The sequence below is a fragment of the Xanthomonas sp. SS genome (genome assembly GCF_014236835.1).
In the GTDB taxonomy this organism is placed as follows: Bacteria; Pseudomonadota; Gammaproteobacteria; order Xanthomonadales; family Xanthomonadaceae; genus Xanthomonas_A.
Genome location: NZ_CP051190.1, coordinates 4,570,851 through 4,596,809, shown reverse-complemented (window position 1 = coordinate 4,596,809; position 25,959 = coordinate 4,570,851). Strand labels below are relative to the sequence as shown.

Annotated in this window: 29 protein-coding genes and 2 tRNA genes; 22 read left to right on the top strand and 9 right to left on the bottom strand. The window is 69.0% G+C overall.

Going from position 1 to position 25,959, the window contains the following annotated elements; translation table 11 throughout:
• Nucleotides 1–33 precede the first annotated feature (33 nt).
• From HEP74_RS19435 to HEP74_RS19375, 13 genes are all read left to right on the top strand, one after another.
• Nucleotides 34–366: a J domain-containing protein gene (locus tag HEP74_RS19435; protein ID WP_145704749.1), complete on the top strand. Its 333-nt coding sequence runs from the start codon at nt 34–36 to the stop codon at nt 364–366.
• Between the two features lie 10 nt (nt 367–376).
• The gene (gene rpe / locus HEP74_RS19430; protein ID WP_185814257.1) at nt 377–1,045 is read left to right on the top strand and encodes a ribulose-phosphate 3-epimerase; all 669 of its coding nucleotides are present in this window, start codon (nt 377–379) and stop codon (nt 1,043–1,045) included.
• Nucleotide 1,046: 1 nt separating this feature from the next.
• Complete coding sequence (locus tag HEP74_RS19425) at nt 1,047–1,529, top strand: GNAT family N-acetyltransferase (protein WP_185814256.1); 483 nt, start codon at nt 1,047–1,049, stop codon at nt 1,527–1,529.
• 325 nt (nt 1,530–1,854) lie between these two features.
• On the top strand, nt 1,855–2,793 hold the full coding sequence (gene yegS / locus HEP74_RS19420; protein WP_185814255.1) for a lipid kinase YegS: 939 nt from the start codon (nt 1,855–1,857) through the stop codon (nt 2,791–2,793).
• A 575-nt stretch (nt 2,794–3,368) separates the two neighbouring features.
• Entirely contained in the window at nt 3,369–4,844 is a 1,476-nt protein-coding gene (gene trpE / locus HEP74_RS19415; protein WP_185814254.1) for an anthranilate synthase component I, read from the top strand.
• A 2-nt stretch (nt 4,845–4,846) separates the two neighbouring features.
• Nucleotides 4,847–5,917 (top strand): threonine aldolase family protein, encoded by a 1,071-nt coding sequence (locus tag HEP74_RS19410; protein WP_185814253.1) that lies wholly within the window; start codon nt 4,847–4,849, stop codon nt 5,915–5,917.
• A 21-nt stretch (nt 5,918–5,938) separates the two neighbouring features.
• The gene (locus tag HEP74_RS19405) at nt 5,939–6,715 is read left to right on the top strand and encodes an SIMPL domain-containing protein (RefSeq protein WP_185814252.1); all 777 of its coding nucleotides are present in this window, start codon (nt 5,939–5,941) and stop codon (nt 6,713–6,715) included.
• A 10-nt stretch (nt 6,716–6,725) separates the two neighbouring features.
• Nucleotides 6,726–7,304 carry an anthranilate synthase component II gene (locus HEP74_RS19400; RefSeq protein ID WP_185814251.1) on the top strand — a complete coding sequence of 193 codons (579 nt, stop codon included), beginning with the start codon at nt 6,726–6,728 and terminating at the stop codon, nt 7,302–7,304.
• A 2-nt stretch (nt 7,305–7,306) separates the two neighbouring features.
• On the top strand, nt 7,307–7,666 hold the full coding sequence (locus HEP74_RS19395; protein WP_185814250.1) for a hypothetical protein: 360 nt from the start codon (nt 7,307–7,309) through the stop codon (nt 7,664–7,666).
• A gap of 16 nt (nt 7,667–7,682) precedes the next feature.
• Nucleotides 7,683–8,741: an anthranilate phosphoribosyltransferase gene (gene trpD, locus HEP74_RS19390; RefSeq protein ID WP_185814249.1), complete on the top strand. Its 1,059-nt coding sequence runs from the start codon at nt 7,683–7,685 to the stop codon at nt 8,739–8,741.
• A gap of 232 nt (nt 8,742–8,973) precedes the next feature.
• Entirely contained in the window at nt 8,974–9,885 is a 912-nt protein-coding gene (locus tag HEP74_RS19385; protein WP_185816763.1) for a DUF7822 domain-containing protein, read from the top strand.
• 263 nt (nt 9,886–10,148) lie between these two features.
• Complete coding sequence (trpC, locus tag HEP74_RS19380) at nt 10,149–10,946, top strand: indole-3-glycerol phosphate synthase TrpC (protein ID WP_185814248.1); 798 nt, start codon at nt 10,149–10,151, stop codon at nt 10,944–10,946.
• Entirely contained in the window at nt 10,943–11,683 is a 741-nt protein-coding gene (locus HEP74_RS19375) for a haloacid dehalogenase-like hydrolase (RefSeq protein WP_185814247.1), read from the top strand. Before trpC ends, HEP74_RS19375 begins: the two co-directional genes overlap by 4 nt.
• Nucleotides 11,684–11,715: 32 nt before the next feature.
• On the opposite strand, the gene HEP74_RS19370 is transcribed toward HEP74_RS19375, so the two are convergent.
• Nucleotides 11,716–12,474, bottom strand: coding sequence for a sulfite exporter TauE/SafE family protein (locus HEP74_RS19370; RefSeq protein ID WP_185814246.1), 759 nt, complete (start codon nt 12,472–12,474; stop codon nt 11,716–11,718).
• Between the two features lie 48 nt (nt 12,475–12,522).
• Nucleotides 12,523–13,212, bottom strand: a complete 690-nt coding sequence (crp, locus tag HEP74_RS19365; RefSeq protein ID WP_046979198.1) for a cAMP-activated global transcriptional regulator CRP — start codon at nt 13,210–13,212, stop codon at nt 12,523–12,525.
• A gap of 149 nt (nt 13,213–13,361) precedes the next feature.
• Here crp and speD point away from each other — a divergent pair, with 149 nt between their 5' ends.
• A complete protein-coding gene (gene speD, locus HEP74_RS19360) occupies nt 13,362–14,156 on the top strand; it encodes an adenosylmethionine decarboxylase (protein WP_003476431.1) in 795 nt (264 codons plus the stop codon).
• A 119-nt stretch (nt 14,157–14,275) separates the two neighbouring features.
• Nucleotides 14,276–14,593, top strand: coding sequence for a DMT family transporter (locus HEP74_RS19355; protein ID WP_003470247.1), 318 nt, complete (start codon nt 14,276–14,278; stop codon nt 14,591–14,593).
• Nucleotides 14,594–14,694: 101 nt separating this feature from the next.
• Here the strand turns inward: HEP74_RS19355 and HEP74_RS19350 are convergent, their stop codons facing one another.
• Both HEP74_RS19350 and coq7 read right to left on the bottom strand, forming a co-directional pair.
• Nucleotides 14,695–15,207, bottom strand: coding sequence for a hypothetical protein (locus HEP74_RS19350; protein ID WP_255423918.1), 513 nt, complete (start codon nt 15,205–15,207; stop codon nt 14,695–14,697).
• Between the two features lie 193 nt (nt 15,208–15,400).
• Nucleotides 15,401–16,045, bottom strand: a complete 645-nt coding sequence (gene coq7 / locus HEP74_RS19345; protein ID WP_179569151.1) for a 2-polyprenyl-3-methyl-6-methoxy-1,4-benzoquinone monooxygenase — start codon at nt 16,043–16,045, stop codon at nt 15,401–15,403.
• A 215-nt stretch (nt 16,046–16,260) separates the two neighbouring features.
• On the opposite strand from coq7, the gene rplM reads away from it, so the two are divergent.
• Nucleotides 16,261–16,689, top strand: coding sequence for a 50S ribosomal protein L13 (rplM, locus tag HEP74_RS19340; RefSeq protein ID WP_003470250.1), 429 nt, complete (start codon nt 16,261–16,263; stop codon nt 16,687–16,689).
• Nucleotides 16,690–16,691: 2 nt separating this feature from the next.
• Entirely contained in the window at nt 16,692–17,084 is a 393-nt protein-coding gene (gene rpsI, locus HEP74_RS19335; protein ID WP_003470251.1) for a 30S ribosomal protein S9, read from the top strand.
• Nucleotides 17,085–17,523: 439 nt separating this feature from the next.
• On the opposite strand, the gene HEP74_RS19330 is transcribed toward rpsI, so the two are convergent.
• A tRNA-Gln gene (locus HEP74_RS19330) sits at nt 17,524–17,597 on the bottom strand.
• A 44-nt stretch (nt 17,598–17,641) separates the two neighbouring features.
• A tRNA-Met gene (locus HEP74_RS19325) sits at nt 17,642–17,718 on the bottom strand.
• 120 nt (nt 17,719–17,838) lie between these two features.
• Here HEP74_RS19325 and HEP74_RS19320 point away from each other — a divergent pair.
• The 3 genes from HEP74_RS19320 to bfr all read left to right on the top strand — a co-directional run bounded on the left by HEP74_RS19320 (nt 17,839) and on the right by bfr (nt 19,323).
• Nucleotides 17,839–18,450 (top strand): RNA pyrophosphohydrolase, encoded by a 612-nt coding sequence (locus tag HEP74_RS19320; protein ID WP_179569149.1) that lies wholly within the window; start codon nt 17,839–17,841, stop codon nt 18,448–18,450.
• A 79-nt stretch (nt 18,451–18,529) separates the two neighbouring features.
• Nucleotides 18,530–18,739, top strand: a complete 210-nt coding sequence (locus HEP74_RS19315; RefSeq protein ID WP_185814244.1) for a (2Fe-2S)-binding protein — start codon at nt 18,530–18,532, stop codon at nt 18,737–18,739.
• 113 nt (nt 18,740–18,852) lie between these two features.
• Entirely contained in the window at nt 18,853–19,323 is a 471-nt protein-coding gene (bfr, locus tag HEP74_RS19310) for a bacterioferritin (RefSeq protein WP_185814243.1), read from the top strand.
• A 167-nt stretch (nt 19,324–19,490) separates the two neighbouring features.
• Here bfr and HEP74_RS19305 read toward each other — a convergent pair whose 3' ends face one another.
• The 3 genes from HEP74_RS19305 to HEP74_RS19295 are packed head-to-tail and all read right to left on the bottom strand — an operon-like array spanning nt 19,491 to nt 24,543.
• Nucleotides 19,491–21,962, bottom strand: a complete 2,472-nt coding sequence (locus HEP74_RS19305) for a hybrid sensor histidine kinase/response regulator (protein ID WP_524540752.1) — start codon at nt 21,960–21,962, stop codon at nt 19,491–19,493.
• Nucleotides 21,963–21,964: 2 nt separating this feature from the next.
• Nucleotides 21,965–23,869: an EAL domain-containing protein gene (locus HEP74_RS19300; protein WP_185814242.1), complete on the bottom strand. Its 1,905-nt coding sequence runs from the start codon at nt 23,867–23,869 to the stop codon at nt 21,965–21,967.
• A gap of 41 nt (nt 23,870–23,910) precedes the next feature.
• Nucleotides 23,911–24,543, bottom strand: coding sequence for a DUF4126 domain-containing protein (locus HEP74_RS19295; RefSeq protein WP_185814241.1), 633 nt, complete (start codon nt 24,541–24,543; stop codon nt 23,911–23,913).
• A 193-nt stretch (nt 24,544–24,736) separates the two neighbouring features.
• On the opposite strand from HEP74_RS19295, the gene HEP74_RS19290 reads away from it, so the two are divergent.
• Both HEP74_RS19290 and HEP74_RS19285 read left to right on the top strand, forming a co-directional pair.
• The gene (locus HEP74_RS19290) at nt 24,737–25,471 is read left to right on the top strand and encodes a DUF6776 family protein (RefSeq protein ID WP_185814240.1); all 735 of its coding nucleotides are present in this window, start codon (nt 24,737–24,739) and stop codon (nt 25,469–25,471) included.
• A gap of 7 nt (nt 25,472–25,478) precedes the next feature.
• Entirely contained in the window at nt 25,479–25,934 is a 456-nt protein-coding gene (locus HEP74_RS19285) for a bactofilin family protein (protein ID WP_185814239.1), read from the top strand.
• The last annotated feature ends 25 nt before the right edge of the window (nt 25,935–25,959 follow it).

The following is a 25,959-nucleotide window of genomic DNA, read 5'->3' as shown; positions in this document are numbered from 1 at the left end:
GCGAGGCCTTGTCCGCCGAGCCCGCCCTCGCCCATGCACTGGTACGGAAAACTGCTCGGCGCCATCGCCGGGGCGCTGCTGTTCCGGCCCAATCCGGTGTTCGGCGCGGTGCTCGGGCTGCTGGTCGGGCACGCCTTCGATGCTGACTGGTTCAAGCTCGGCCAGCGCGACGACCCCTACCGCGAACTGGGCGTGCGCCGCGACGCCACCGACGCCGAGATCGAGCTGGCCTACCGCCGGCTGATCTCCCAGTACCACCCCGACAAGGTCGCCGGCGCCAGTCCGGAGTTGCGTGCGCGGGCCGAGAAGAAGGCCAGCCAGCTCAACACCGCCTACGACCGTATCCGCACCCTGCGCAAGCGCTGAGACCTTCGCCATGTCCGACTGCATCATCTCCCCGTCCATCCTCTCCGCCGATTTCGCCCGCCTCGGCGAGGAAGTGGACAACGTCCTCAAGGCCGGCGCCGACTGGATCCATTTCGACGTGATGGACAACCATTACGTGCCCAACCTGACCATCGGCCCGATGGTGTGCCAGGCGCTGCGCAAGCACGGCGTCACCGCGCCGATCGACGTGCACCTGATGGTCGAGCCGGTGGACCGGCTGATCCCGGATTTCGCCGAGGCCGGCGCCAGCCTCATCAGCTTCCACCCCGAGGCCAGCCGCCACGTGCACCGCACGATCCAGCTGATCAAGTCGCACGGCTGCAAGGCCGGGCTGGTGCTCAATCCGGCCACGCCGGTGGACATCCTCGACTGGGTGCTCGACGACCTGGACCTGGTGCTGGTGATGTCGGTCAACCCGGGCTTCGGCGGGCAGGCCTTCATCCCGTCGGCGCTGGACAAGCTGCGCGCGATCCGCGCCAGGATCGACGCCAGCGGCAAGCCGATCCGGCTGGAGATCGACGGCGGGGTCAAGCCCGACAACGTCGCCGCGATCGCCGCCGCCGGCGCCGACACCTTCGTCGCCGGCTCGGCCATCTTCAACGCGCCCGACTATGCCGCGGTGATCGCGCAGATGCGGGCCGCGGTGGAGGCACGCTGAGATGGCCGCGCTGCACATCCGTCCGGCCACCCCTGATGATGCCGCGCTGATCCTGCGCCTGATCCGCGACCTGGCCCGCTACGAGCGCGCCGAGGACGCGGTGCAGACCGACGAGGCCGGCCTGCGCGCCAGCCTGTTCGGCCCCGGCGCCACCGCGCATGCGCTGATCTGCGAGGCCGACGCGCAGCCGATCGGCTATGCGGTGTACTTCTACAACTACTCGACCTGGCTCGGCCGCAACGGCCTGTACCTGGAAGACCTGTATGTGGCACCGGAACACCGCGGCAGCGGCGCCGGCAAGGCCTTGCTGCGGCATCTGGCCCGGCAGGCGCTGGCCGAGGGCTGCGGCCGTTTCGAATGGTCGGTGCTGGACTGGAACCAGCCGGCGATCGACTTCTACCGAGCCGCTGGCGCGCAGGCGCAGGACGAGTGGACCGTGTACCGCCTGCAGGGCGAGGCGCTGGCCAGGTTCGCGGCCGGCTGAGCGGCGGCGCAAAAGAAAGAACCGCACTGTCGCCAGTGCGGCCCCTGGGAGAAATCGGAGGCTGATCCTGCCTCCATCCGTCGTCCTTGCTATGGCCTTCCATGTTCCGGGCGATCGGTGACGCAGGTATGACAGCGTGGTCGACATCGCGCTGCTTGCCGGGCGCTGCGCCAGCAGCCAATTGCGGCTGGTCGGCCAATGCCGATGGCGCGTCGTGGCGCATGCCTGCCGTGGCGCCCACGGCCCGCGCGCCGGTACGTTGCGCATTCACGATCTCCGCATCCGCCGGCGGCTAGGCTGCAGGCCTGATCTCGGGAAGGTCCGCATGGCAGCACCGCACTGGCGTCTGATCCTCAATGGCAAGTCGGCGGGCGACGAGCCGCTGCGCGCCGCCGTGTCCGCGCTGCGCGCGCGCGGCATCCAGCTGCAGGTGCGGGTGACCTGGGAGGAAGGCGACGCCGAACGCTACGTGGCCGAAGCGGTGGCCGACGGTGCCGACTGCATCGTCGCCGCCGGCGGCGACGGCACCTTGAGCGAGGTGGCCAGCGCGCTTGCGCACCACGACGCCGATGCCGCGGCGCTGCCGGCGCTGGGCCTGGTGCCGTTGGGCACGGCCAACGATTTCGCCACCGCCGCCGGCATTCCCGACACCGCGCTGGCGGCGCTGGAGCTGGTCGCGCAGGCGCCGGCGGTGGCCATCGACCTGCTGCGCATCGAGGCCGAGCACGGGCCGCACTGGTGCGCCAACGTCGCCAGTGGCGGCTTCGGCACCCAGGTCACGGTAGAAACCGACGAGGGTCTGAAGAAGATGCTCGGCGGCCTGGCCTACCTGATCACCGGCATGGGCAAGCTGGGCCAGATCGATCCGATCCAGGCGCGGTTCGAAGGGCCGGATTTCGCCTGGGAGGGCGAATTCATCGCGCTGGGCCTGGGCAACGGGCGCCAGGCCGGCGGCGGTCAGGCGCTGTGCCCGGACGCGTTGCTCGACGACGGCCTGCTCGACCTGACCATCGTCCCGGAGATGAGCGGCGAAGTCGCCGCGACCCTGGGCACGCTGGTCACCTCCGGCAAGCAGGCCGCGCTGGAGCGGGTCGCGGTGCGCGCGCAGCTGCCGTGGGTGCGGATCGAGGCGTCGATGCCGCTGACCTTGAACCTGGACGGCGAACCGGAGACCTCGCGGCACTTCCGCATCGATTGCGTTGCCGGCCGCCTGCGCATGCACCTGCCGGCCGATTCGGCGTTGCTGCGCGGCCGGGTGGGGTAGCGGCGCGCGAGTCGCTGGTCTCAAGGGTTGCCGCGTCGCGACTGAAGTCGCTCCCACAATGGAACTTGCGGCGCGGCGGCTGGGTGCATTGAGGGAGGGACTTCAGTCCCGACTGCATCCAACCCAGGCAGGCCTGCCGCTTTGCAGGGTGCGCAATAGATAGCCTGCAGCGCAGCGCCGATAGTCGCTTCTGCACCTGCCGGCCGATTCTGGATTGCTACGCGGCCGGGGGGTAGCGGCGCGGCTATCACTTGCCGGAGGAAATGCCGCGTCGCGACTGAAGTCGCTCCCACAATGGGACTTGCGGCGCGCCGGCTGGGTGCACTGTGGGAGGGACTTCAGTCCCGACTGCATCCAGCCCAGGCAGTCCTGGCGCTTTCCAGGCTGCAACAACCCATGCATCGCAGCGCCGATGGTCCCTTCTGCAACCGTTGCCAGTCGCCGCAGTTGCGGTAAAGTAGCCGCCGTGTCCAGCCTGACGACCCAGCGTTCCTTCACTTCCGCTCGCCGTGCGTGGCGATGGTGGCCTGTAGCCGTCGTCCGCCCCGCCACCGAGTCCCGGAAGGAAAGTCGTCTTGATCACCCGCGAGCTGTTCCAGCGCTACGCCGCTGAAGGCCACACCCGCATCCCCGTCGTCCGCGAAGTGCTGTCCGATCTGGACACGCCGCTGTCGGTCTATCTCAAGCTCGCCGACGCCCCGCATACCTACCTGTTCGAATCGGTCGAGGGCGGCGAACGCTTCGGCCGCTACTCGATCATCGGCCTGCCGGTGCGGCGCGTGTACACCTTCAGCGGGCATACGCTGGAAGTGCGCGATCACGGCGAGCTGATCGAGCGCCGCGAGGTCGCCGATCCGTTCGCCGAGGTCGAGGCGCTGCGCTCGGCGCATTCGGTGCCTAAGCTCGACGGCGTGCCCGGCTTCACCGGCGGCCTGGTCGGCTGGTTCGGTTTCGAATGCATCGGCTACATCGAGCCGCGCCTGGACAGCGGCGACAAGCGCAACGAGCTCGACACGCCCGACATCCTGCTGATGCTGTCCGACGAGGTCGCGGTCTTCGACAACCTCAAGGGCCGCCTGTACCTGATCGTGCACGCCGATCCGCGCGACGCCGACGCCTGGGACCGGGCGCAGACGCGGCTGGACGCGCTGACCGCCACGCTGCGCCAGCCCGGCGCCGGCTACCCGGTGCCGCTGGCGCGCGACGTGCTCGACGAAAGCGACTTCGTGTCCGGTTTCACCCGCGACGGCTTCATCGCCGCGGTGGAGAAATCGAAGGAATACATCCGCGCCGGCGACATCTTCCAGGTGGTGCTGAGCCAGCGCCTGAGCGTGCCGTTCAGCGCCCGCCCGGTGGACGTGTACCGCGCGCTGCGCGCGCTGAACCCGTCGCCGTACATGTATTTCCTCGACGTCGGCGACACCCAGGTGGTCGGCTCCTCGCCGGAGATCCTGGTGCGGCTGGAAGCGGGCCAGGTCACCGTGCGCCCGATCGCCGGCACCCGCCCGCGCGGCAAGACCGTGGAAGAGGACCTGGCGCTGGAAGCGGAACTGCTGGCCGATCCGAAGGAGCGCGCCGAGCACCTGATGCTGATCGACCTGGGCCGCAACGACGCCGGCCGCGTGTCGCAGGCCGGCACCGTCGCGGTCGGCGAGCGCTTCGTGATCGAGCGCTACAGCCACGTCATGCACATCGTCAGCGAAGTCACCGGCACGCTGCTGCCCGGGCTCAGCTACGCCGACGTGCTGCGCGCCACGTTCCCGGCCGGCACCGTCAGCGGCGCGCCGAAGATCCGCGCGCTGGAAGTGATCCGCGAGCTGGAGCCGATCAAGCGCAACGTCTATGCAGGCAGCATCGGCTACCTCGGCTGGCACGGCGACGCCGATACCGCCATCGCGATCCGCACCGCGGTGATCAAGCACGGCCGCCTGCACGTGCAGGCCGGCGCCGGCATCGTCTACGACTCCGATCCGCAGAAGGAATGGGACGAGACCATGAACAAGGGCCGCGCGCTGTTCCGCGCGGTAGCCGAGGCGGCGAAGGGGCTGTGAGCGTGTCCGCACCGACCGCGCGGATCGCCTTCCGCAACGATTACAGCGAAGGTGCGCATCCGCGCCTGCTTGCCGCATTGGCCGCGGCCAGCGCCGAGCAGAACGGCGGCTACGGCCTGGACCGGCACAGCGAACGCGCCGCGCAACTGATCCGCCGCGAATGCGCCTGCGACCATGCCGAGGTGCACCTGCTGGTCGGCGGCACCCAGACCAACCTGGCCGCGATCGGCGCCTTCCTGCGCCCGCACCAGGCGGTGATCGCCGCCGCCTGCGGGCATATCGCCACCCACGAGACCGGCGCGATCGAGGCCACCGGGCACAAGGTGTTGACCGTGAACGCGGCCGATGGCCGGCTCAGTCCCGAGCTGATCGCGCCGCTGCTGGCCGAGCACAGCAACGAGCACATGGTGCAGCCGCGATTGGTGTACGTGTCCAACACCACCGAGTTCGGCACCGTTTATCGCAAGCATGAACTGCAGGCCTTGCGCGCGTTCTGCGATGCGCACGGGTTGTGGCTGTTCCTGGACGGCGCGCGCATCGGCAGCGCGTTGACCGCCGAGGGCAACGACCTGCGCCTGGCCGATGTCGCCGCGCTGACCGACGCGTTCTACATCGGCGGCACCAAGAACGGTGCGCTGCTCGGCGAAGCGCTGGTGATCGTCAACCCGGCGTTGCAGGCCGATTTCCGCTACCTGCTCAAGCAGCGCGGCGCGCTGCTGGCCAAGGGCATGGTACTGGGCGCGCAATTCGCCGCGCTGTTCGAGGATGGCCTGTTCTACGAACTGGCCGCGCACGCCAACCGCATGGCCGCGCGCCTGCGCGAGGGCCTGGCCGCGGCCGGCGCGCAGTTCGCGTCGGACTCGCCGACCAACCAGCTGTTCGTGGCACTGCCGGCCGACGCCGTCGAGGCGCTGGCGCAGCGCTACGACTTCGAGCGCTGGCAGGTGCTGGCCGACGGCCGCTGGGTGATCCGTTTCGTAACCTCGTGGGCCACGCAGACCGATGCGGTCGACGCGCTGTGTCGCGATTTCGCCGCGCTTTCGTACCCCGGCGCGCAACGCGCGGCCGGCTGACATTCGCCAAGGAGAGCAAGGATGAACACGAACACGCTCGGTCGCTGGGTCATTGCTGTGTTGCTGGCAGTGCCGGCGTTCGCCAGCGCGCAGGTCAACAGCCTGCCGTCGCAGCCGCACCTGCTGGTCAAGGGCGAGGCGCAGCGCGAAGTCCTGCCGGATCGCTTCGGGCTCAAGATCACCTTGAGCGCAGTGGATGCCGACCCGGGTGCGGCGCGCAAGCGCGTGCAGGCCAATGCGGCAAGCATGCTGGCCGCATTCAAGCAGCAGCATGCGCTAGCCGACAGCGTGCAGGCGACGACGCTGTCGATCCAGCCAGAGCAGCGCTACGAAGACAACAAGCAAGTCTTCAGCGGCACGCGCGTGCAACGCACCTTGTCCGCCGACTTCAGTTCGTTGGACGACCTCCGCGGCTTGCTCGGCAAGCTCAGCACCAGCGAAGAACTGCAGGTGTCGGGTGTCACGCCTCACTACAGCGGCGAGACTGCGTTGCGCGCTGAGCTCAAGCGCCAGGCGGCCGAGCAGACCCGCACGTCGGCGCAGGCGCTGGCCAAGGCCTATGGCGTGCGCTTGGGCGGCCTGTACACCATCTCGGAAGTGGCGCCGAACTTCGCCTACGGCATCCAGGCCGGCCGCTGGCCGTCGGAACCGGCCACTCTGCAATTGGTGAGTGGAGTTGCTGGACCGGGATTCCACTTCGCAGAACCGCGCGCCGCCGATCGCGTGGCCGAATCCCTCGAAGCCGGCAGCCTCACCCTTTCCGAAAACGTCTATGCGGTCTTCCTGATCGCGCAATGAGTCCTTCGCCATGCTGCTGATGCTCGACAACTACGACAGCTTCACCTACAACCTCGTGCAGTACCTGCAGGCGCTCGGCGCCGAGGTCAAGGTGGTGCGCAACGACGCGCTCAGCGTGGACGAGATCGAGCGGCTGGCGCCGGAGCGCATCGTGATCTCGCCCGGCCCGTGCACGCCGAACGAGGCCGGCGTGTCGCTGCAGCTGATCGAGCGGCTCGGCCAGCGCACGCCGATCCTGGGCGTGTGCCTGGGCCACCAGAGCATCGGCCAGGCCTACGGTGGCGAGGTGGTTCGCGCCGGCACCATCATGCACGGCAAGACCTCGCGCATCCGCCACGAAGGCCGCGGCGTGTTCGCCGGCCTGCCGGACCGCTACGAGGCCACCCGCTACCACTCGCTGGTGGTGGAGAAGAGCACGCTGCCGGACTGCCTGGAAGTGACCGCCTGGACCGAAAACGAAGACGGCACCATGGAAGAGATCATGGGCCTGCGTCACCGCCAGTTCCCGGTCGAGGGCGTGCAGTTCCATCCCGAGTCCATCCTTACCGAGCACGGCCACGCCTTGCTCAAGAACTTTTTGGAGCGATGAGTATGCGTCTGCCTTTACGTCTGGTGCTTGCGGCGATCGCATTGCTGACCTGCGCTCCGTGTTTCGCGGCGCCTGCCGCCGCCAAGCCGGCCGCGCCGCAGTGCGCTGCGGAGGCGCTGAAGCAGGCCGCCAAGCTGCTCGCCTTCCATTCCGGCAACGACGAGCGCGCCGAGGTCGGCGAGGAAGTCGAGCGATTGCCGTCCATCGTCAATCCGGCCAACCCCAAGCAGCGCTTCGAGGTGCTGCAGGTGTGGGGCTCCATCTACAAGGGCGAGTACCGCATGCGCCTGCTCTACTACCCGATGCGCGACGGCGACTGCGTGCTGATGGGCCAGGAAATCCTCGAGCACGCCAGTCTTTGAACGTCCAGGAACCGCAATGACGCTGACCCCGCAGCAAGCCCTGCAACGCACCATCGAGCACCGCGAGATCTTCCACGACGAGATGGTCGGGCTGATGCGGCAGATCATGCGCGGCGAAGTGTCGCCGATGATGACCGCGGCGATCCTCACCGGGCTGCGGGTGAAAAAGGAGACGATCGGCGAGATCGCCGGCGCGGCCGCGGTGATGCGCGAGTTCTCGCGCACCGTCGAGGTCGCCGACCGCACCCATATGGTCGATATCGTCGGCACCGGCGGCGACGGCTCGCATACCTTCAACATCTCCACCTGCGCGATGTTCGTGGCCGCCGCGGCCGGGGCCAAGGTGGCCAAGCACGGCAACCGCAGCGTGTCCTCCAAGTCCGGCAGCGCCGACGCGCTGGAAGCGCTGGGCGCGGCGATCGAGTTGCAACCCGAGCAGGTGGCGCAGGCCCTGGACGCCACCGGTATTGGCTTCATGTACGCGCCGGTGCACCACCCTGCGATGAAGGTGGTGGCGCCGGTGCGGCGCGAGATGGGCGTGCGCACCATCTTCAACATCCTCGGACCGCTGACCAATCCTGCCGGTTCGCCGAACATCCTGATGGGCGTGTTCCATCCCGACCTGGTCGGCATCCAGGCGCGCGTGCTGCACGAACTGGGCGCCGAGCGCGCGCTGGTGGTGTGGGGCCGCGACGGCATGGACGAACTCTCGCTCGGCGCAGGCACCCTGGTCGGCGAACTGCGCGATGGCGAAGTGCGCGAGTACGAAGTGCATCCGGAGGATTTCGGCATCGCCATGTCGGCCAGCCGCAACCTCAAGGTCGCCGATGCCGCCGAATCGATGGCGATGCTGCTGAGCGTGCTCGACAACGTGCCCGGTCCGGCGCTGGACATCGTCGCCTTCAACGCCGGCGCGGCGCTGTACGTGGCCGGCGTGGCGGCCGATATCGGCGCCGGCATCGGGTTGGCGCGCGCGGCGATCGCCGACGGTCGCGCCCGCGCCAAGCTGGACGCGTATGTGGCGTATACGCGGCGCCTGGTGGATCTGCAGGACGTAGCGCCCGCTGCCGGCTGAACGCGTCGGATCGGCAAGGCGATCGGCGCTCCCGCGTCGCCGCCGCGTCCATCCATGCCGTCGGCAATGCAGGCTTGGCGCGCATCGCCATGTCGTTCGCGCGTCACGCGGGTGAGCAAATGTGCCGGTAGCGATGCGAGGGCAGGGCGATTGCGCAGGGCCGCTGCGTTGGCCGGCGCGCTAAGCTGCCTTCCGCTGCGCATCGGCGGCGCAACACGACACGAGGATTTGCATGGCCAACCGATCCTATCTCTACAGCCTCGGCAACCGGCCGACGTCGTACTACGACCGGCCCGAGACCATTTCCAGCCTCTCGGAGTGGGCGTACGACGTGCCGTTCGTGTACCGGCTGCTGATGTCGGCCGATCCCCAGCTGTGCGCCTCGCTGGTGGCGGAAGGCCTGGATGACGACGAGGACGACGACGAGAACGAAGGCGAAGATGCGCTCGAGGCTGGCGCTCAGGAAGCCGACGAGGGCGAAGAAGAAAACGAAGACGAAGACCAGCCTCCGCGCCTGCATGCGATCAGCAGTCCGTTCGCGCCGGGCCTGGAGCGGGTCCGGCGTTTCGCCGGGATCGTGAAGGCGATCGCGACGGCTGCGCCTGCCGCGCCGCCCGCTCCGGCGCCGATCGCCGCGCCACCACCGGCGTCCTTGCTGGGGCGTCTCACGCGGATGCTCTCTGCACCGGCGCCGGCGCCGGCACCGGTCGAGGCGCCAGTGCAGGCGCCGGCGACGGTCGAGCACTTGCCGGGCTGGCTGGACGAAACGATCGCTTTCCTGGAGGAGAACCGCGATGCGTTCCTGCTGCTGGAGACCGTCGAACTGGACATGATGTCGGCGATGGGAGAAGCGGACCTGCGCGCATGCGTCGAGGAGGAGATCGAACGCTGTCGCGCCGTCGGCGCCGCCTTCGAGGCCTTGCCGGCCGACACCGACGAGGCGGCGCGCCTGCTGCGCCGCTTGGCGGTCGAAGAGGGGGCGCCGCCGCTGGATGTGTTCCATGGCCTGCGCTTCGACGACGACTGCGACAGCACGCGCACCGGCGCCACCGAGCGGCCACTGGGACTCACCAACTGGTCCGAGGTGCTGTACTTCGAATTGTCCGGTCAGGAGGAGTCCGGCGCGGGCGAGGCCAGGGACTGACGCCGCAGGCCCCCGCCGCACGTGGCGATTGGCCGCGAATGCGGCGCGGCTGTCGCCGCGGTGCCACGGCAGCAAGCGGCGCCACAACCGAACCGGCGCGGGAGGGGCACATAGATGCGCGCGGCAGCTGTCCGCTCGCGCTTGCCGGCCCCCAAAAACCGACGCTCATGCTGCTGACCGCATCCCGAATCCCCAATCCGGCCGCATGACCCCGGCCTTCACCGTCTTGACCGATAATGCCCGTCCCCCAGGATCCAAGCCCTATGAGCAGCGACATCCTCCGCACCATTCTCGCCCGCAAGGCCGAAGAGATCGCCGCGCGCAGCGCGCGCGTGCCGCTGTCCGAGCTGATGGCGCGCGCCGAGACGGCGCCGCCGGTACGCGGTTTCGCGCGTGCGCTGCAGGCCGCGATCGCCGCCGGCGATCCGGCGGTGATCGCCGAGGTCAAGAAGGCCAGCCCGTCCAAGGGCGTGATCCGCGCCGACTTCCATCCGGCCGACATCGCGGTCAGCTACGAATTCGGCGGCGCCGCCTGCCTGTCGGTGCTGACCGACGAGGACTTCTTCCAGGGCCACGACCGCTACCTGCAGCAGGCGCGCGAGGCGTGCACGCTGCCGGTGCTGCGCAAGGACTTCATCATCGACCCGTACCAGGTGTACGAGGCGCGCGTGCTCGGCGCCGACTGCATCCTGCTGATCGTCTCCGCGCTGGACGATCTGCAGCTGGCCGAACTGTCGGCGCTGGCGCTGCAGCTGGGCATGGACGTGCTGGTCGAAGTGCACGACATCGACGAGCTGGAACGCGCGATCCAGGTGCCGGTGCCGCTGATCGGCATCAACAACCGCAACCTGCGCACCTTCGAGGTGTCGCTGCAGACCACGCTGACAATGCAGGACGCGGTGCCGCGCGATCGCCTGCTGGTCACCGAGAGCGGCATCCTCGGCCCGGCCGACGTGGCGACGATGCGCGCGGCCGGCGTGCACGCGTTCCTGGTCGGCGAAGCCTTCATGCGCGCCGAGGAACCCGGCGAGGCGCTGCGCCAGCTGTTCTTCGAACCATGAGCGAGGCCTATCCCGCGCCGCGCGCCGATGCGCCGCTGGTGGTGTTCGATTTCGACCACACGCTGTACGACGGCGACTCGGGCAGCCATTTGTTCGCCTGGCTGATCCGGCGCAATCCCGTGCGCCTGGCCGCCGCGCTGCTGGCCACGCCGCTGCTGGGGCCGCTGGTGGCGATGCTGCCGACCCGGCGCACCGGCATTTCCGGCTACGTGTGGATCGCCAGCTTCGGCCTGCACCGCGCCCGCGAGTTCAACCGGGTGATCGACCAGTACGTGCTGCAGCACGAGGCGCGGATCCGCCAGCGCCTGCTGCCGCACGCGCTGGAGGTGTTCGCCCGGCACCGCGCCGCCGGCGACCGGGTGGTGGTCGCCACCGGTGCGCCGCCGGAACTGGCGCGCGCCATCCTCGGCTTCGTCGCCCACCAGGACGTGCCGGTGGTCGGCAGCCTGATCGGCCCGCGGCTGGGCGCGGTCACCGCCACCCGCCACTGCCACAACGAAGAGAAGATGCGCATGCTGCGCGAGCTGGGCTACGGCGAGATCGCCACCGCCTACTCCGACAGCACCGCCGACCTGCCGCTGCTGCAGGCCGCCGCGGTACCGGTGGTGGTCAATCCGAAGGCCTCGGCCGTGGCCCGCTTCCGCCGTGAACTGCCCTCCGGCACGCCGATCCTGAACTGGGGGTGCCGCGACCGCGCCGGCGACGCGGCGACCGGATTGGCCGCGCCGCGGAACTAGGGCTTATCCCCAGCACGAGCGCGTCGGCAGGCCTAAGCCCACCAGCGATGCAGCGTGCTGCCGATCTGGTACAGGCTGATCCCGAGCACCAGCAGGCCCACTGCCACCAGCACCCAGCGTTCGCGCACCCGCTTGACCAGCAGCGCCGCCAGCGGCGCGGCCAGCATGCCGCCAACCAGCAGTCCGAGCACGATGTCCAGGTGCTGGATGCCCATCGTCAGCAGGAAGGTCAGCGAGATCGACAGCGTCACCAGGAATTCGGCGGCGTTGACCGTGCCGATCGTGGTGCGCGCCTGGCCGCCGCGCGCCAGCAGGGTCGAGGTCGCCACCGGCCCCCAGCCGCCGCCACCGCTGGCGTCGAGCAGGCCGGCGACGAAGCCCAGCAGCGGCACCCGCTGCACCTGCTGCCGCGGCAGCGCGCGGCCGGCGGCGCGCAACAGGATCAGCACCGCCAGGCCGAGCAGATACAGATGCACGAGCGGGCGGATGAGATCGCCCGGCAGTTGGGTCAGCACGTAGGCGCCGAGGATGCCGCCGGCCATGCCCGGCAGCGCCAGGCGTAGGAACAGGCGCTTGTCGACATTGCCCAGCGCCAGATGCGACAGGCCCGAGGCGCCGGTGGTGAAGACTTCGGCGCTGTGCACGCTGGCGCTGACGGCCGCCGGCGGCAGGCCCATGCTCAGCAGCACGGACGAGGACACCAGGCCGAAGGCCATGCCCAGCGCGCCATCGACCAGCTGCGCCGCCAGGCCGACCAGCACGAACCAATAGAACGTCTCGCTCAGAACCATCGCGGTGGACCGCCGCCGCTAGCGCGGCGCGCGGTCGCGGCCTTGCGCTCAGCGCGCGCCGTACAGCACCACGGTCTTGCCACGGGCGTGCAGGATGCCATCCACCTGCAGCTTCTTCAGCACCCGCCCGGCCATCTCGCGCGAGCAGCCGACCAGCCGCGCCAGCTCCTGCCGCGACACGCGCAGCTGCATGCCCTGCGGGTGGCTCATCGCTTCCGGTTCCTGCGCCAGGTCGTGCAGGGTGCGCACGATGCGGTCGGTGACGTCCAGAAACGCCAGGCGGCTGGCCTTGCGCGAGGTGTCGAGCAGGCGCTTGGACAGCTGCACGCCGATCGCGTACAGCACCCGCGGCGCATCCGCCGACAGCGAGCCCAGGAACAGCTGGTGCAGGCGTTCGTAGCTGATCTCGGCCAGTTCGCACGGGGTGCGGGTGCGCAGGATCACCTCGCGCTGGTCCGATTCGATGAACAGGCCCATCTCGCCGACGAACTCGCCGCTGCCGAAATAGCCCAGCACCAGCTCGCGGTCGTCATCTTCCTCGGCGATGATGCTGACCGAGCCGCTGACGACGTAGTACAGGGTGCCGGCCGGATCGCCGGGCCTGAACACGTCGGTCCGCGCCGGATAGCGACGCCGATGGCTGTGCGCCAGGAAGCGGTCGATGGTGGCGGTGTCCAACGTCAGAGGACTTGGAGCGATGCGCACAGGTGTTGCAGTGGAGGTGTTTCCGGGACTCATGGCGGCTTCGCTACTACGTGAGTCCCGAAGCTTAACGGGACGCGTTGTCTGCGGCAAACGAGCGCCAGACCCCACGTTTCGCTACGGGCGCGTTTGGCCCATAATTGCTGCCCTTTCTACCCCATCCATCTTTTAGAGGATTCACGCCCGTGGTCAAGCCGTTGCCTCGCCTGAGGCTGCAAGGTTTCAACAACCTCACCAAGGCGTTGAGCTTCAACATCTACGACGTCTGCTACGCGGTCTCCGAAGAGGAGCGCCAGCGCTACATCGAGTACATCGACGAGCAGTACGACGCCGACCGCCTGACCGAGATCCTCACCGATGTGGCCGAGATCATCGGCGCCAACATCCTCAACATCGCGCGCCAGGACTACGATCCGCAGGGCGCCTCGGTGACCATCCTGATCTCCGAAGAGCCGGTGATCGACAAGAAGCTGGCCGGCAAGGAGATCATCTCCGACGCAGTGGTCGCGCACATGGACAAGAGCCACATCACCGTCCATACCTACCCGGAAACCCATCCGCAGCACGGTATCGCTACCTTTCGCGCCGACATCGACGTCGCCACCTGCGGAGTGATCTCGCCGCTGAAGGCGCTCAATTACCTGATCGAGCGGCTGGAATCGGACATCGTGATCATGGATTACCGTATCCGTGGCTTCACCCGCGACGTGAAGGGCAAGAAGCACTACATCGACCACAAGATCAATTCGATCCAGAACTTCCTGGCCAAGAACATCAAGGCGCGCTACGAGATGTTCGACGTCAACGTCTATCAGGAGAACATCTTCCACACCAAGATGCACCTGAAGGACTTCGACCTGGACCAGTACCTGTTCGAGGAAAAGGCCAAGAATCTCTCGTTCAAGGAGCGCATGCGGATCGAGGCGCTGCTCAAGCGCGAGATCGAGGAACTGTTCCACGGTCGCAATCTGGCCGAGTAGCACGTCACATTCGGCGGGACGGCCCGCCACGCGGCGTTTGCGCTGCGACCCCTGCCGACGGCGGCCCGATGTGCAGACATCGGGCCGTTTTTGTTTTTATTTGTCTACGGAGACAGACAATGCCATGGATCTACCTGCTGCTCGCCGGCCTGTTCGAAATCGGCTTCGCGCTCGGCCTCAAGTACAGCGAAGGCTTCACCCGGTTGTGGCCGACCCTGGGCACGCTGGCCGGCGCCGGCATCAGCCTGTGGCTGCTGACCCAGGCGCTGAAGCACATCCCGCTGGGCACGGCGTATGCGATCTGGACCGGGATCGGCGCGTTGGGCACCGCGGCGCTGGGCATCGCGCTGTTCGGCGACAGCGCCTCGCCGGCGCGGCTGGCCTGTATCGGCCTGATCGTGGCCGGGGTGATCGGCCTGAAGCTGGTCCAGTCCTGAGCGCTGCCGGGTTCGCAGCCTGAGAAGCAAGCTCATGCCGTAACGCTTGGGGTGGGCGCAGCGGCGTCTGTGCCGGCGCACCTGGTCCGAACGCTCGGCGCTCAGGCCACGGCGGGACGGCGGCGCGTGCCGAGCACGCGTCCGATCAGTACCTGGTGCGCGGCGGCGGCCAGCAGTGCGACGATCGACAGCGCGATCGCCAGGCGGGTCAGCACGCCGCCGAGGTTGCCGGCGTGCTGCAGCTGGTCGAGGCGACCGAAGCGCGACGGGTCGGCATTGGCGTAGGCGATCTCCACCGTGGCGCCGTCGAGCAGCAGCGGCGCGGCCTCGGCGCCGCTGGCCTCGAACGTGCCGCGGTGCAGCCGGCCCTTGCTCTCGAACACATAGTGGAAGCGGTAATGCACCAGCGGCTCGGCATGCACGCCGAAGGCGCCGTCGGCGATCACCGGCACCGTGGCCACCGAGTGGTCGGACAGGATCGCGCTGGCGTGGCGATAGTCGCCGAGCAGGTGGTACAGCAACGCGCCGCCACCGAGCGCGAACAGGCTGGCGAACAGCAGGCGCGAGAGCCAGCGGGTCCGTGGCGAAGCGATGTGGGTGGAGCGTGCGGGCATGTCGGTCGGTAAAGCGCGCGCAAGCGGCATGGCTCGGCGCAGTGGTGCAGCGGATGAAGGCGATGCCGGGATGGAACCGCCGGTCGCTGGAACAGGGCAAGCCGACGTGGAATCAGTCAGCTTTCGTTCACTTTAACCCGAATGCGCCGGCAATGCCAGCACGACCGTTCGCGGCATGCCTGTCGCGCCGTGCTCAGAGCCGGTAGGCGACCGCTTTCATCAGCCGCGAGGCGGCGGCCATCAGGCTTGGAATCGGCGCCGGCAAGCGCCGAGCGCCGGCCTGTTCGGCATGCTCGGCATGGCGCGCCTCGTCGGCCTTCATCACCTTCAGCACGTCGCGGCTGCGCAGGTCGGCCGGCGGCAGCGTCTGCAGGTGCTCGTCCAGATGCGCCTCGACCTGGCGTTCGGTCTCCACCACAAAGCCCAGGTTCCAGCCGTCGCCGCGCAGCCCGGCCAGGGTGCCGATCGCGTAGCTGCCGGCGTACCAGACCGGATTGAACAGGCTCGGGCGGCTGTCCAGTTCGCGCAGCCGCGCCGCGCACCAGGCCAGGTGATCGGTCTCTTCCTGCGCCGCCTCCAGCAGGTGCGCGCGGGTCGCCGGGTCGCGCGCGACCGCGGCCTGGCCGAAGTACAGGCCCTGCGCGCAGACTTCGCCGACATGGTTGATGCGCATCAGCCCGGCGGCGTGGCGGCGTTCGTCCGGCGCGAGCACCACGTCGGCGGTGGCCGCGGCCGGGTAGGGGCGTTGCGCCGGCGGATTGCCGAACACCGTCTCCAGCGCGCGCTGGGCTTCGACCAGGGCGCGGTCGAGCGGGGTATGCAGGCGGGGAGCCGTCATCGCGAGGGGCCTGGGAGCGGTGGGGGATTCGATTTTCGCCCCGGGTCGCCGCGATGCCAAGCGCCGGCCGGCGCTGGCGTCCCGCGCAGGGGCGGACTTGCGCGTGCCGCTGCTGGCGCGTAGAATTCCGCCTCTTGCGTTTTTGCAAGTCACAACGCGTGGCAAAGTTCAGGCAGCGTGCTGCCGGAATCCGCCCGACCAACCGAGTCTTCTTAATGAGCACCTTCACCGCTAAGTCCGAGACCGTCCAGCGCGACTGGTATCTCGTCGACGCCGCCGGCAAAACGCTGGGCCGGCTTTCCACCGAATTGGCCCGCCGTCTGCGCGGCAAGCACAAGCCGGTCTATACCCCGCACGTCGATACCGGCGATTACCTGGTGGTAATCAACGCCGAGAAGATCACGGTCACCGGCAACAAGCTCAACGACAAGAAGTACCACCGCTTCACCGGCTACATCGGCAACCTGAAGACCGAGACCTTGGCGCAGGCGCTGGAGCGTCATCCCGAGCGCGTCATCGAGATCGCGGTCAAGGGCATGCTGCCGAAGGGTCCGCTGGGTCGCGCCATGTACCGCAAGCTCAAGGTCTACAAGGGCTCCGAGCATCCGCATACCGCCCAGCAGCCGCAAGTTCTGGATATCTAATCATGGCTATCACGCAAAACTACGGCACCGGCCGCCGCAAGTCCTCCACTGCCCGCGTGTTCCTGCGCAAGGGCACCGGCAACATCACCGTCAACAACCGTCCGCTGGACGAGTTCTTCGGCCGTGAGACCGCGCGCATGATCGTGCGCCAGCCGCTGGAGCTGACCAAGAACACCGAGAGCTTCGACATCTTCGTCACCGCAGCCGGCGGCGGCACCACCGGCCAGGCCGGTGCGATCCGCCTGGGCATCGCCCGCGCGCTGGTCGAGTACGACGAAACCCTGAAGTCCGAGCTGCGCAAGGCCGGCTTCATGACCCGCGACGCCCGCGAAGTCGAGCGTAAGAAGGTCGGTCTGCACAAGGCCCGTCGCGCGACCCAGTTCTCCAAGCGCTGATCCACTGCGCCTGGCGAGGAATCCTTCGGGATTCCCCTGGGAACGCAAAAGCCCGGCTCCGGCCGGGCTTTTGTCGTTTTGGGCTTCGGGGGTCTGTGTCGCGCTGGCCGGCAGTCCATCGAAATGGCGGCTGTTGCTGGCTGCTCGCGTTCGATCGATACGCCCATCGCAATTGGCAATGCCTTATTCAATAGTGTCGGCAGTCAAGCGCGACCCGCCCGCGGGTCAAGGCTTTACCGCCAACCTGCATCAAAGCGTCTGGTGAAAAGCCCCCTTGGAGTCCAAGGGGGCGCGCCGACAGGCGCGGGGATGTGGAGAGGGAAGGCCGGGGCCCGCATCTTGCGCAGCAAGGTGCGGGGCGTAGGCGCAACGCGCCTACGCAAACCCCGCGCCAAACAAAAAAGAAAGGCCGATCAAAGATCGGCCTTTCTTTTTTGTTTGGCTGCCCCGGATGGATTCGAACCACCGATGCCTGAGTCAGAGTCAGGTGCCTTACCGCTTGGCGACGGGGCAATGTCGCAGATCGCAATTATCGCACGCTTGCCGCGTGGACACCATGGTGGCTATGGGTGGACTCGAACCACCGACCCCAGCATTATGAGTGCTGTGCTCTAACCGGCTGAGCTACATAGCCTTGGTGAACCGCCAATTCTTATAGGAAATGGGGCAGCTGTCAACGGGTTTTTGCCGCGCTTGTGGGCCGGACGCAGCCATGGCAGAGTCGGAGCCAGTAGATTTTTCAGGAGTCCGCATCGTGATCGATCCGGACGGTTATCGACCGAACGTGGGCATCGTGCTGATGCGGCCGGACGGTCAGGTGTTCTGGGCACGTCGCGTGCGCCGGGATGGCTGGCAGTTCCCGCAAGGCGGCATGAATACCGACGAGACCCCGGTCGAGGCCATGTACCGCGAGTTGCGTGAAGAGACCGGGCTGTTGCCCGAGCACGTCGAAGTGCTCGGTGCGACGCCTGGCTGGCTGCGCTATCGGCTGCCCAGCCGCGCCATCCGCCGTAACGAACGCCAGGTGTGCATCGGCCAGAAACAGGTCTGGTTCCTGCTGCGCATGCAGTGCGACGAGAGCGAATTGAACCTGGAGCTGACCGAGACCCCGGAATTCGACCATTGGCGCTGGGTCGACTTCTGGTATCCGGTGGAGCACGTGGTGCTGTTCAAGCGCGGCGTGTACGCCCGCGCGCTGCGCCACCTGGCGCCGTTGGCGCAGAGCATCGCCGGGCCGGGCATTCGCGCCATGCCGACCCTGGCGCAGGAAGCGTGGATGCCCGGCAACAACGCCGGCCACGAGCGCCCGCGCAAGCGGCCGCGCAAGCGTGGCGGTCCGCTGGTCGCCCGTATTAATAACGATTAACGGTCGGAATTGACAACCATTCTCACTTTGGGTTGAATGGCGGCAGGCGCAGTCCGCGCCGTCCGCCGCCAACGCCATCGTGTACGTCTGCATCTGCAATGGGGTTACCGATCGCCAGATCCGCGAAGCCGCCGACGCCGGCTGCCGCAGCGTGTCCGAGTTGACCATGCGCACCGGTTGCGGTGCCACCTGCGGTTCCTGCCTGGACATGGCCGGCGACCTGCTGCAACGCGCGCTGCTGCGCGAGCTGCCGTTGCCCCTGCTGGGCGGCATGGCCCGCGCCGCCTGAAAGCGGCGTCCCCGCCGCGCCGATGCGCAGCGGGATGATCACGATTCGCGTTCCTTCACGGCCGCGGCCGATTCGCTAAAGTCTGCGCTTTCCACGCATGAGCGAGCACTGCGATGAAGGGCGACAGCAAGGTCATCGAGTTCCTCAACAAGGTCCTCTACAACGAGTTGACCGCGATCAACCAGTACTTCCTGCACGCCAAGATGCTGAAGAACTGGGGGCTGAAGGAACTGGCCGAACACGAGTACAAGGAATCGATCGACGAGATGAAGCACGCCGACAAGTTGGCGGACCGCATCCTGTTCCTCGAGGGGCTGCCCAACTTCCAGGCGCTGGGCAAGTTGCGCATCGGCGAGAACCCGAGGGAAATCCTCGAGTGCGACCTGGCGCTGGAGCAGGACGGCACCACCACCTTGCGCGACGGCATCGCCTACGCCGAGTCGATCCAGGATTACGTCAGCCGCCAGCTGCTGGCCGATATCCTGGAGTCGGAGGAAGAGCACATCGATTGGCTGGAAACCCAGCTCGATCTGATCGGCCGCATCGGCGAGCCGAACTATCTGCTGACCAAGCTCGAGGACTGAGCCGGGCGTCGCTGCCTGGTCGTGTTTGGTCCGCACTCGGGCCAGCGTCAGGTAGCCACGGATGCTGGCATCCCTGTAGGAGCGGCTTCAGCCGCGACAGGCTCTATCCGAAGGCACTCATAGGATCTGTCGCGGCTGAAGCCGCTCCTACAGGGGTTACTGGTCTTCTACGGCGCCGTGCTTTCCGCGGCGTCGCGCAAGGTGTTGCGGTAGCCCTTCAAGGCCAGCCGCGCACGCGCGAATTCGGCGATGACCAGCGCCACCGCGACCGCGGGGCGCTCCAGCTGATGGGCGCGTACGCCGGCCTCGATGCGCGCGGCGGCGGCCGACAGCGCCAGTGCGCCGACGTTGGCGGCCGAGGACTTCAGCGTATGCGCTGCGTCGCGTAACGGGTCCAGTTGCGGGATCGCGGCGGCCTGCTCCAGGCGCTGGATCAGCTGCGGCGCATCGTCCAGGAACAGTTCCACGATCTGCGCGGTGGTCGCGCTGCCGGCGAGTTCGCGCAATTCGTCGAGCACCGCGATATCCAGCACCGGCAACGGGGTCGGTGGCAGCATCGGCGCCGTGCCGGCGACGCTGGCTGCGGGCGTGGCGGCGACAGCGGCGGTTGGTGTCGGCGCTGCCGCGTTTTCTGCAGCCGCTTCTTCCGCGTCCGCCGACAGCGCGACATCCGCCAGCGCGGCATTCACCGGCATGGCATTGGCGGCATGGTGCGGCAGCCAGCGCTGCAGGCATTCCGCCAGCAGTTCGCGGTTGACCGGCTTGGACAGGTAGTCGTCCATGCCGGCCTCCAGGCAGCGCTGGCGGTCGCCTGCCATCGCGTTGGCAGTCATCGCCACGATCGGCAGCCGCGGCCTTCCCGCCGCCGCTTCGGACTGGCGCCACTGGCGGGTCGCGGCATAGCCGTCCAGGACCGGCATCTGGCAGTCCATCAGCACCAGGTCGTAGGGCTGCGCATCCAATCGCGCCAGCGCGGCGGCGCCGTCCGTGGCGCTGTCGCTGCGGTAGCCGAGCACGTCGAGCAGCTTCTGCGCGACCAGCAGGTTGACCGGGTTGTCCTCGACCAGCAGCAGGCGGTAATCGGCGGGCGGCGAGGCCGGGCCGGCAGCGGTGTCCAGCTCCGGTTCGGTGGCGCTGGCCGAGGTTGGCGTTGGTTCGGCGGCGTGCGCGGGGTAGAGGGCGTCATCGGCCGAGGCCAGCCCGACGCTGGCAGCGGGGGCCGCGGCCGGCGCCAGCGCGAGCATCCCGCGTAGGTCCAGATCCGCCGCCTGCCGCGACAGCAGCGCACCGTGCGCGCGGATTTCATCGGGAATCTCCACTTCCCCGTACAGCCAGATCAGGCGCACGCCATGCGGCGCCGGCAGGCGCCCGACGGCACGCTGCAGCGCGCGTGCGCTCTGGCGCAGGCCGTCGAGGTCGCCGATCACTAGGTCGTAGGGCGGCAGCGCGGGGCCGGCGGCGCGCAGCCGCTCCAGCGCTTCCTGGGTCGAGTCGACCTTGCTCAGCTGCACGCCCCAGTTCGGCAGCAGCGCTTTCAAGCGCTGGTACAGGCGCAGGTCGGCGCCGACCAGCAGCGCGTGCAGCCGCGGCAGGCCGCCCTGGAGTTGCGGCAGGTCGCCGATCACCTTCAGCAGCGGGATCTCGAACCAGAACGTGGCGCCCTGGTCGCTGCCCGATTCCACGCCGATGCGCCCGCCCATCAGGTCGACGATGCGTTTGCAGATCGCCAGTCCCAGGCCGGTGCCGCCGTACAGGCGGGTGGTGGAGGCATCGGCCTGGGTGAAGGAGCGGAACAGCCGTTCCTGCTGCTCGGCGCTGATGCCGATGCCGGTGTCGCGCACTTCCAGGCGCAGCAGGTGCTGCGCCGGGGTCTCGCCGAGGCGGCGCACGCGCAATTCCACGCTGCCGCGCGCGGTGAACTTGATCGCATTGCCGATCAGGTTGCTCAGCACCTGGCGCAGCCGCACCGGGTCGCCACGCACCGGCAGGCGCACCGCCGGATCCAACTGCAGGCTCACGCGCAGGCCCTTGGCCTCGGCCGAGCGCTGCATCAGCTGCAGCACGCCGTCGAGCAGGTCGCGCAGGTTGAAGCTGGTGATCTCCAGCTCCAGCCGGTTCGCTTCCAGCTTGGAGTAGTCGAGGATGTCGTCGACGATGCGCAGCAGCTGCAACGAGGAGTCGTTGGCGGCGCGCAGCATCTCGCGCTGCTCGGTGCCGAGCTGGCCGCGCGCGATCAGTTCCAGCATCGGAATGATGCCGTTGAGCGGGGTGCGGATCTCGTGGCTCATGGTGGCCAGGAATTCACCCTTGGCCATCGCCGCGGCCTCGGCGGCCTGCTTGGCCTGCACCAGCTCCCGTTCCAGGCGTTCGCGCAGGTGCACGTCGCGCTGCAGCGCATCGCGTTCGGATTCGGCCAGGGCGGCGCGTGCCAGCGCCGCGTCCAGTGCGCCGGCCTGCTGCCGCGTGCGCCAGCCGGCCACCACCGCCAGCAGCGCGGCGATGCCGATGCACAGCGGGGCCAGCAGATGCCAGGGCGGCGGCGGGGCCAGTACCGGCACCGCCAGCAGCGCGCCGGCGACCGCGCTCGCCGCGCTCGACGCGGCCAGCCACGGCAGGGGCCGGCGCCGGCGTGCGGGCATCGCTACAGCACCGCGTTCTGGAAGTCGAAGTTCAGTTCGTCGCCGACCGACTGCACCAGGTTGCCCTGGATGAAATCGACCCCGCCCATCCACATCGCCGCGGCGGCCTGCGCTTCCTCGATCTGCTGGCCGATGATCAGCAGCCCGGCGCGGTGTGCCAGGTCGATCGCGGCGCGCAACTGGTCGCGCAGTGCGGCATCGGCATGCGCGTTGGCGAAGCGCGCGGACAGGCGCAGGTAGCCCAGCGGCAACTGGTTGAGCAAGGCCTCGGCCTCGGCGCCGGGCTCGAACTGGCTGAGGCAGAACTGCACGCCCAGCGGCATCAGCCGGGCGCAGAACTGCTGCAGCGTCACCGTGTGGATCAGCGCATCGTCCAGGCGCAGGTCGATCACCAGCGAGGTGCCGGTGACGCCACGGCGGCCGATCGCTTCGACCAGCCAGTCGGCGAAGGCGCCGCGCGCCAGCGTGCGCGAGGACTGCGACACGAACAGGCGCAGCGGCGGCGTGGCGTGCTGGTACAGGTGCAGCAGGCCGAGCGCGTGGTCCAGCACCTGCTGGTCGAGATCGGCGATGCGCCCGCCGGCCTCGGCCGCGGGCAGCACCTGCCCGGCCGACAGCAGCGTGCCGTCGCGCTGGCGCAGGCGCAGCAGCACCTGGTACTGCGCGGTATCGCCGCCGGCGACGGCGACGATCGGCTGGTAGGCCGGCTCCAGCTGGCCTTCGAACATGGCGATGCGGCCCAGGTCCTCTTCCTCGCGCGGCGGCGCGTACGCGGCCACGCCCTGCGGGTGCAGGCGCGCCTGCAGCGCGGTGCGCTCGACCGCTTCCAGCGCGCTGCCGGCGTCTTCGAACCCTTGCGCCAGGTCGGCATAGCCGATCGCGCAGCGCAGGTGCACGGCTTCGTCGTCGCGCAGCGGGAACGCATGGCTGGCCAGGGCTTCGCGCAAGGACTGGGCGCGCTGCCGCAGCGCGTCCAGGTCGCTGTCCTGGGCCAGCAGCAGGAAGCTGTTGTCGTTGAGCCGGGCCAGCGGCTGCGGCGCGGTGACGCTGGCCAGGCGGCGTCCGGCCTGGGTCATCAGGCGTTCGAACGCGGCGTAGCCGTAGCGTTCGCGCAGGCCCAGCGCGCTGGCGATCTCGATGAAGAACAGGCCGCCGCCGGCGCGCGCGCGCAGCGACTCGCCGAGCAACTGCAGCACGTGGGTGCGGGTCGGCAGGCCGGTCTCGGGATTGTTCAGCGGCACGCCGTCGCTGGCGCTCTGCTGCGCCTGCTGGCGCGCGCGGCGGATGCGGTTGGAGACCGCGGCGATCAGGTGCCGCGGGCGGATCGGCTTGGTCAGGAAATCGTCGGCGCCGCTGTCCAGCACTTCGTATTGCAGCTCCGGATCCGGGTCGCCGGTCAGGAACACGATCGGCAGCAACTGGTGCTGCGGTTGCTGGCGGATCAGCGCGGTCAGGCGCATGCCGTCCAGGCCGGGCATATGCAGGTCCATCAGGATCAGGTCGGGGCGGTATTCGGCGATCGCCTGCTGCACGCCTTCGGCCTGCATCTCCACCTGCGCCTGCATGCCGGCGCCGTGCAGCACGCTCTGCGCGAACAAGGCCTGCGAGCGGTCGTCCTCGACGATCAGGATGCGGTACGGCGCGTCCAGCGGTTGCGGCGGCGCGGTGCCGTCGCTTGCCGCGCTAGGCGCTGCGGCGGCGAAGGTCTGCTCGCCGGGGGCGGCGGCGGACGCTGTGCCGTCTTCCGCACTCGGCGCCAGGGCCAGGTCGGGCGCCGGCTCTGGCGCGTCGGGCACGGCGTCGGCGGCCCAGCGCCGCCAGTAGTGCGGTGGCGGGGTCTCGGCACGGACGTTGCGCGAACGCGGATCGTCGCGGCTGGAAAGTGGTGCGGTGTCTCTTGCGGCCATCGCGTCTTTATCCTGGTGCGCGCGCAATTATGCGATGAAGTTCACGAAGACAGGGAGCCCTTGTGGCCCGGACCGGCAACGGCGGCGTCCGCGGGCACCGCCAGCAGGCGGCGGACGCCGCGCCACAGCGTGCGCCACACCCACCACACCAGCAGCGCACCCAGCACGCTCGCCCCAAGCAATACGGCCAACGCCAGCCACGGATGCACCAGGGCCAGCGCGAGCGTGGCCAGGACCACCGAATCCTCGGTCAGCGAGGCGATCCAGTTGCTGGCCGGTTCCGGCGAGGTGTTCAGCAAGGCGCGCGAACCGGCCTTCAGTACGTGGCTGGTGAGCGCGACGCCGGCGCCGGTAGCCAGCGCGCCGGCGCCCAGCTGGCCGTCCTGGGACAGCGTGGCCGCGGCCAGGAACGCACCGGCCGGGATCCGGGTCAGGGTCTGCAGCAGGTCCCAGACCGAATCCACACCGGGAATCTTGTCGGCGAAGAACTCGGCCAGCGCCAGCGCGCCGGAGGTGCCCAGCACCCACCACGACTCGGTGGCCTGCAGCGCCGGCGGCAAGTCCAGCCAGCCGAGCAGGCCGGCCACGCCGATCCCGAACACGGTCAGGTAGACGCGGATGCCGGCCAGCCAGGCCAGCAGGATGCCGATTGCGAAGAGGTGGGCGTCGGTCATGGCGAGGCGCTCCTGCAGATGCGCGGGTGGCGGCCACTATCGGCCAAGCGTGCGGCGAAGGCCAGCGCACGGGCCGCCGCCCGCGCCGCCGCTGCCGGCAACGGCAAGCTACGGCGCGTGGCTTACACTAGCCGGCCGGCCGACCCCCCGCGAGGATCGACGCCGCTGCCGCCTCGGTGGCGCGGCTTTGACGATGAACCGACCCGTCCCCCGTTTCCAGATCGTGCCCAACGGCGCCGCGCCCGTGCGCGGACGCGGCCTGTGGCTGCTGATCGTCATCGTCTGGCTGTTGTCGCTGGCGGGAACCTGGCTGCTGGCCAGCCGCCAGGCCGCGCCGGAGCTGGGCGAGGTGAGGACGCAACTGCGCCAGGCCGACGCCAAGCTGCAGGCGCAGCAGCGGCAGATCGACACGCTCAACCAGCGCCAGGCCACCCTGGCCCGCTCCGACCAGATCAGCCGCGCCGCCAACAACGAGGTGCAGAGTTCGCTGGCCGAGCGCGACGAGGAGATCGCCGGGCTGCGGGCCGACGTGGCCTTCTACGAGCGCCTGGTCGGCGCCACCAGCCAGCGCAAGGGCCTGACCGTGCATTCGGCCGAGTTCTCGGCCGAGGCCGGCGGCACCTGGCACTACAACGTGGTGCTGACCCAGAACCTCAACCGCGGCGCGATCAGCCAGGGGCAGATGCGCCTGGCGGTGGAAGGCGTGCGCGGCGGCAAGCTGACCAGCGTGGGCTGGGACGAACTGCACCAGAAGAGCGGCGTGCCCGGGCAGGACTATTCGTTCCGCTATTTCCAGCAGTTGGACGGCAGCGTGATCCTGCCCAAGGATTTCACCCCGCAACGGGTGCGAGTATCGCTGTCCGGCGGAGGGGCGCCGGTCACCCAGAGTTTCGATTGGACACTGGCCGGCAACGGCAAAGGGGAGTAGGCAGCTTATGTTCGGAAGCAACAAGAACGGCCGCAGCAGCGGCCAGACCGTGGTGGATACCCTGATCGGCGCGCAGGTGGTGATCCGGGGCGACCTGGTGTTCAGCGGCGGCCTGTACGTGGAAGGGCGCATCCTCGGCAAGGTGCTGGCCGAGGACGGCGCGCCGGCGACGCTGACCCTGTCCGAGCACGGCAGCATCGAGGGCGAGGTGCGCGCGCCGATCGTGATCATCAACGGCCAGCTGACCGGCGACGTGCATGCCGCCGAGCGCGTGGAACTGGCGCCGAAGGCGCGGGTGCAGGGCAACGTGCACTACCAGGTGGTGGAGATGAACGCCGGCGCGCAGCTGACCGGGCGGCTGATCCATGTCGGCAGCATGGCCGCGCTGGCGCCGCCGGAGCCGTCGCACGAGGAACCGCAGGCCGCGCCGGCGCAGCGCGCGCTGACCGCGGCGGATGCTTGATTCGGCTCCCGGCCGCCCCCATCCT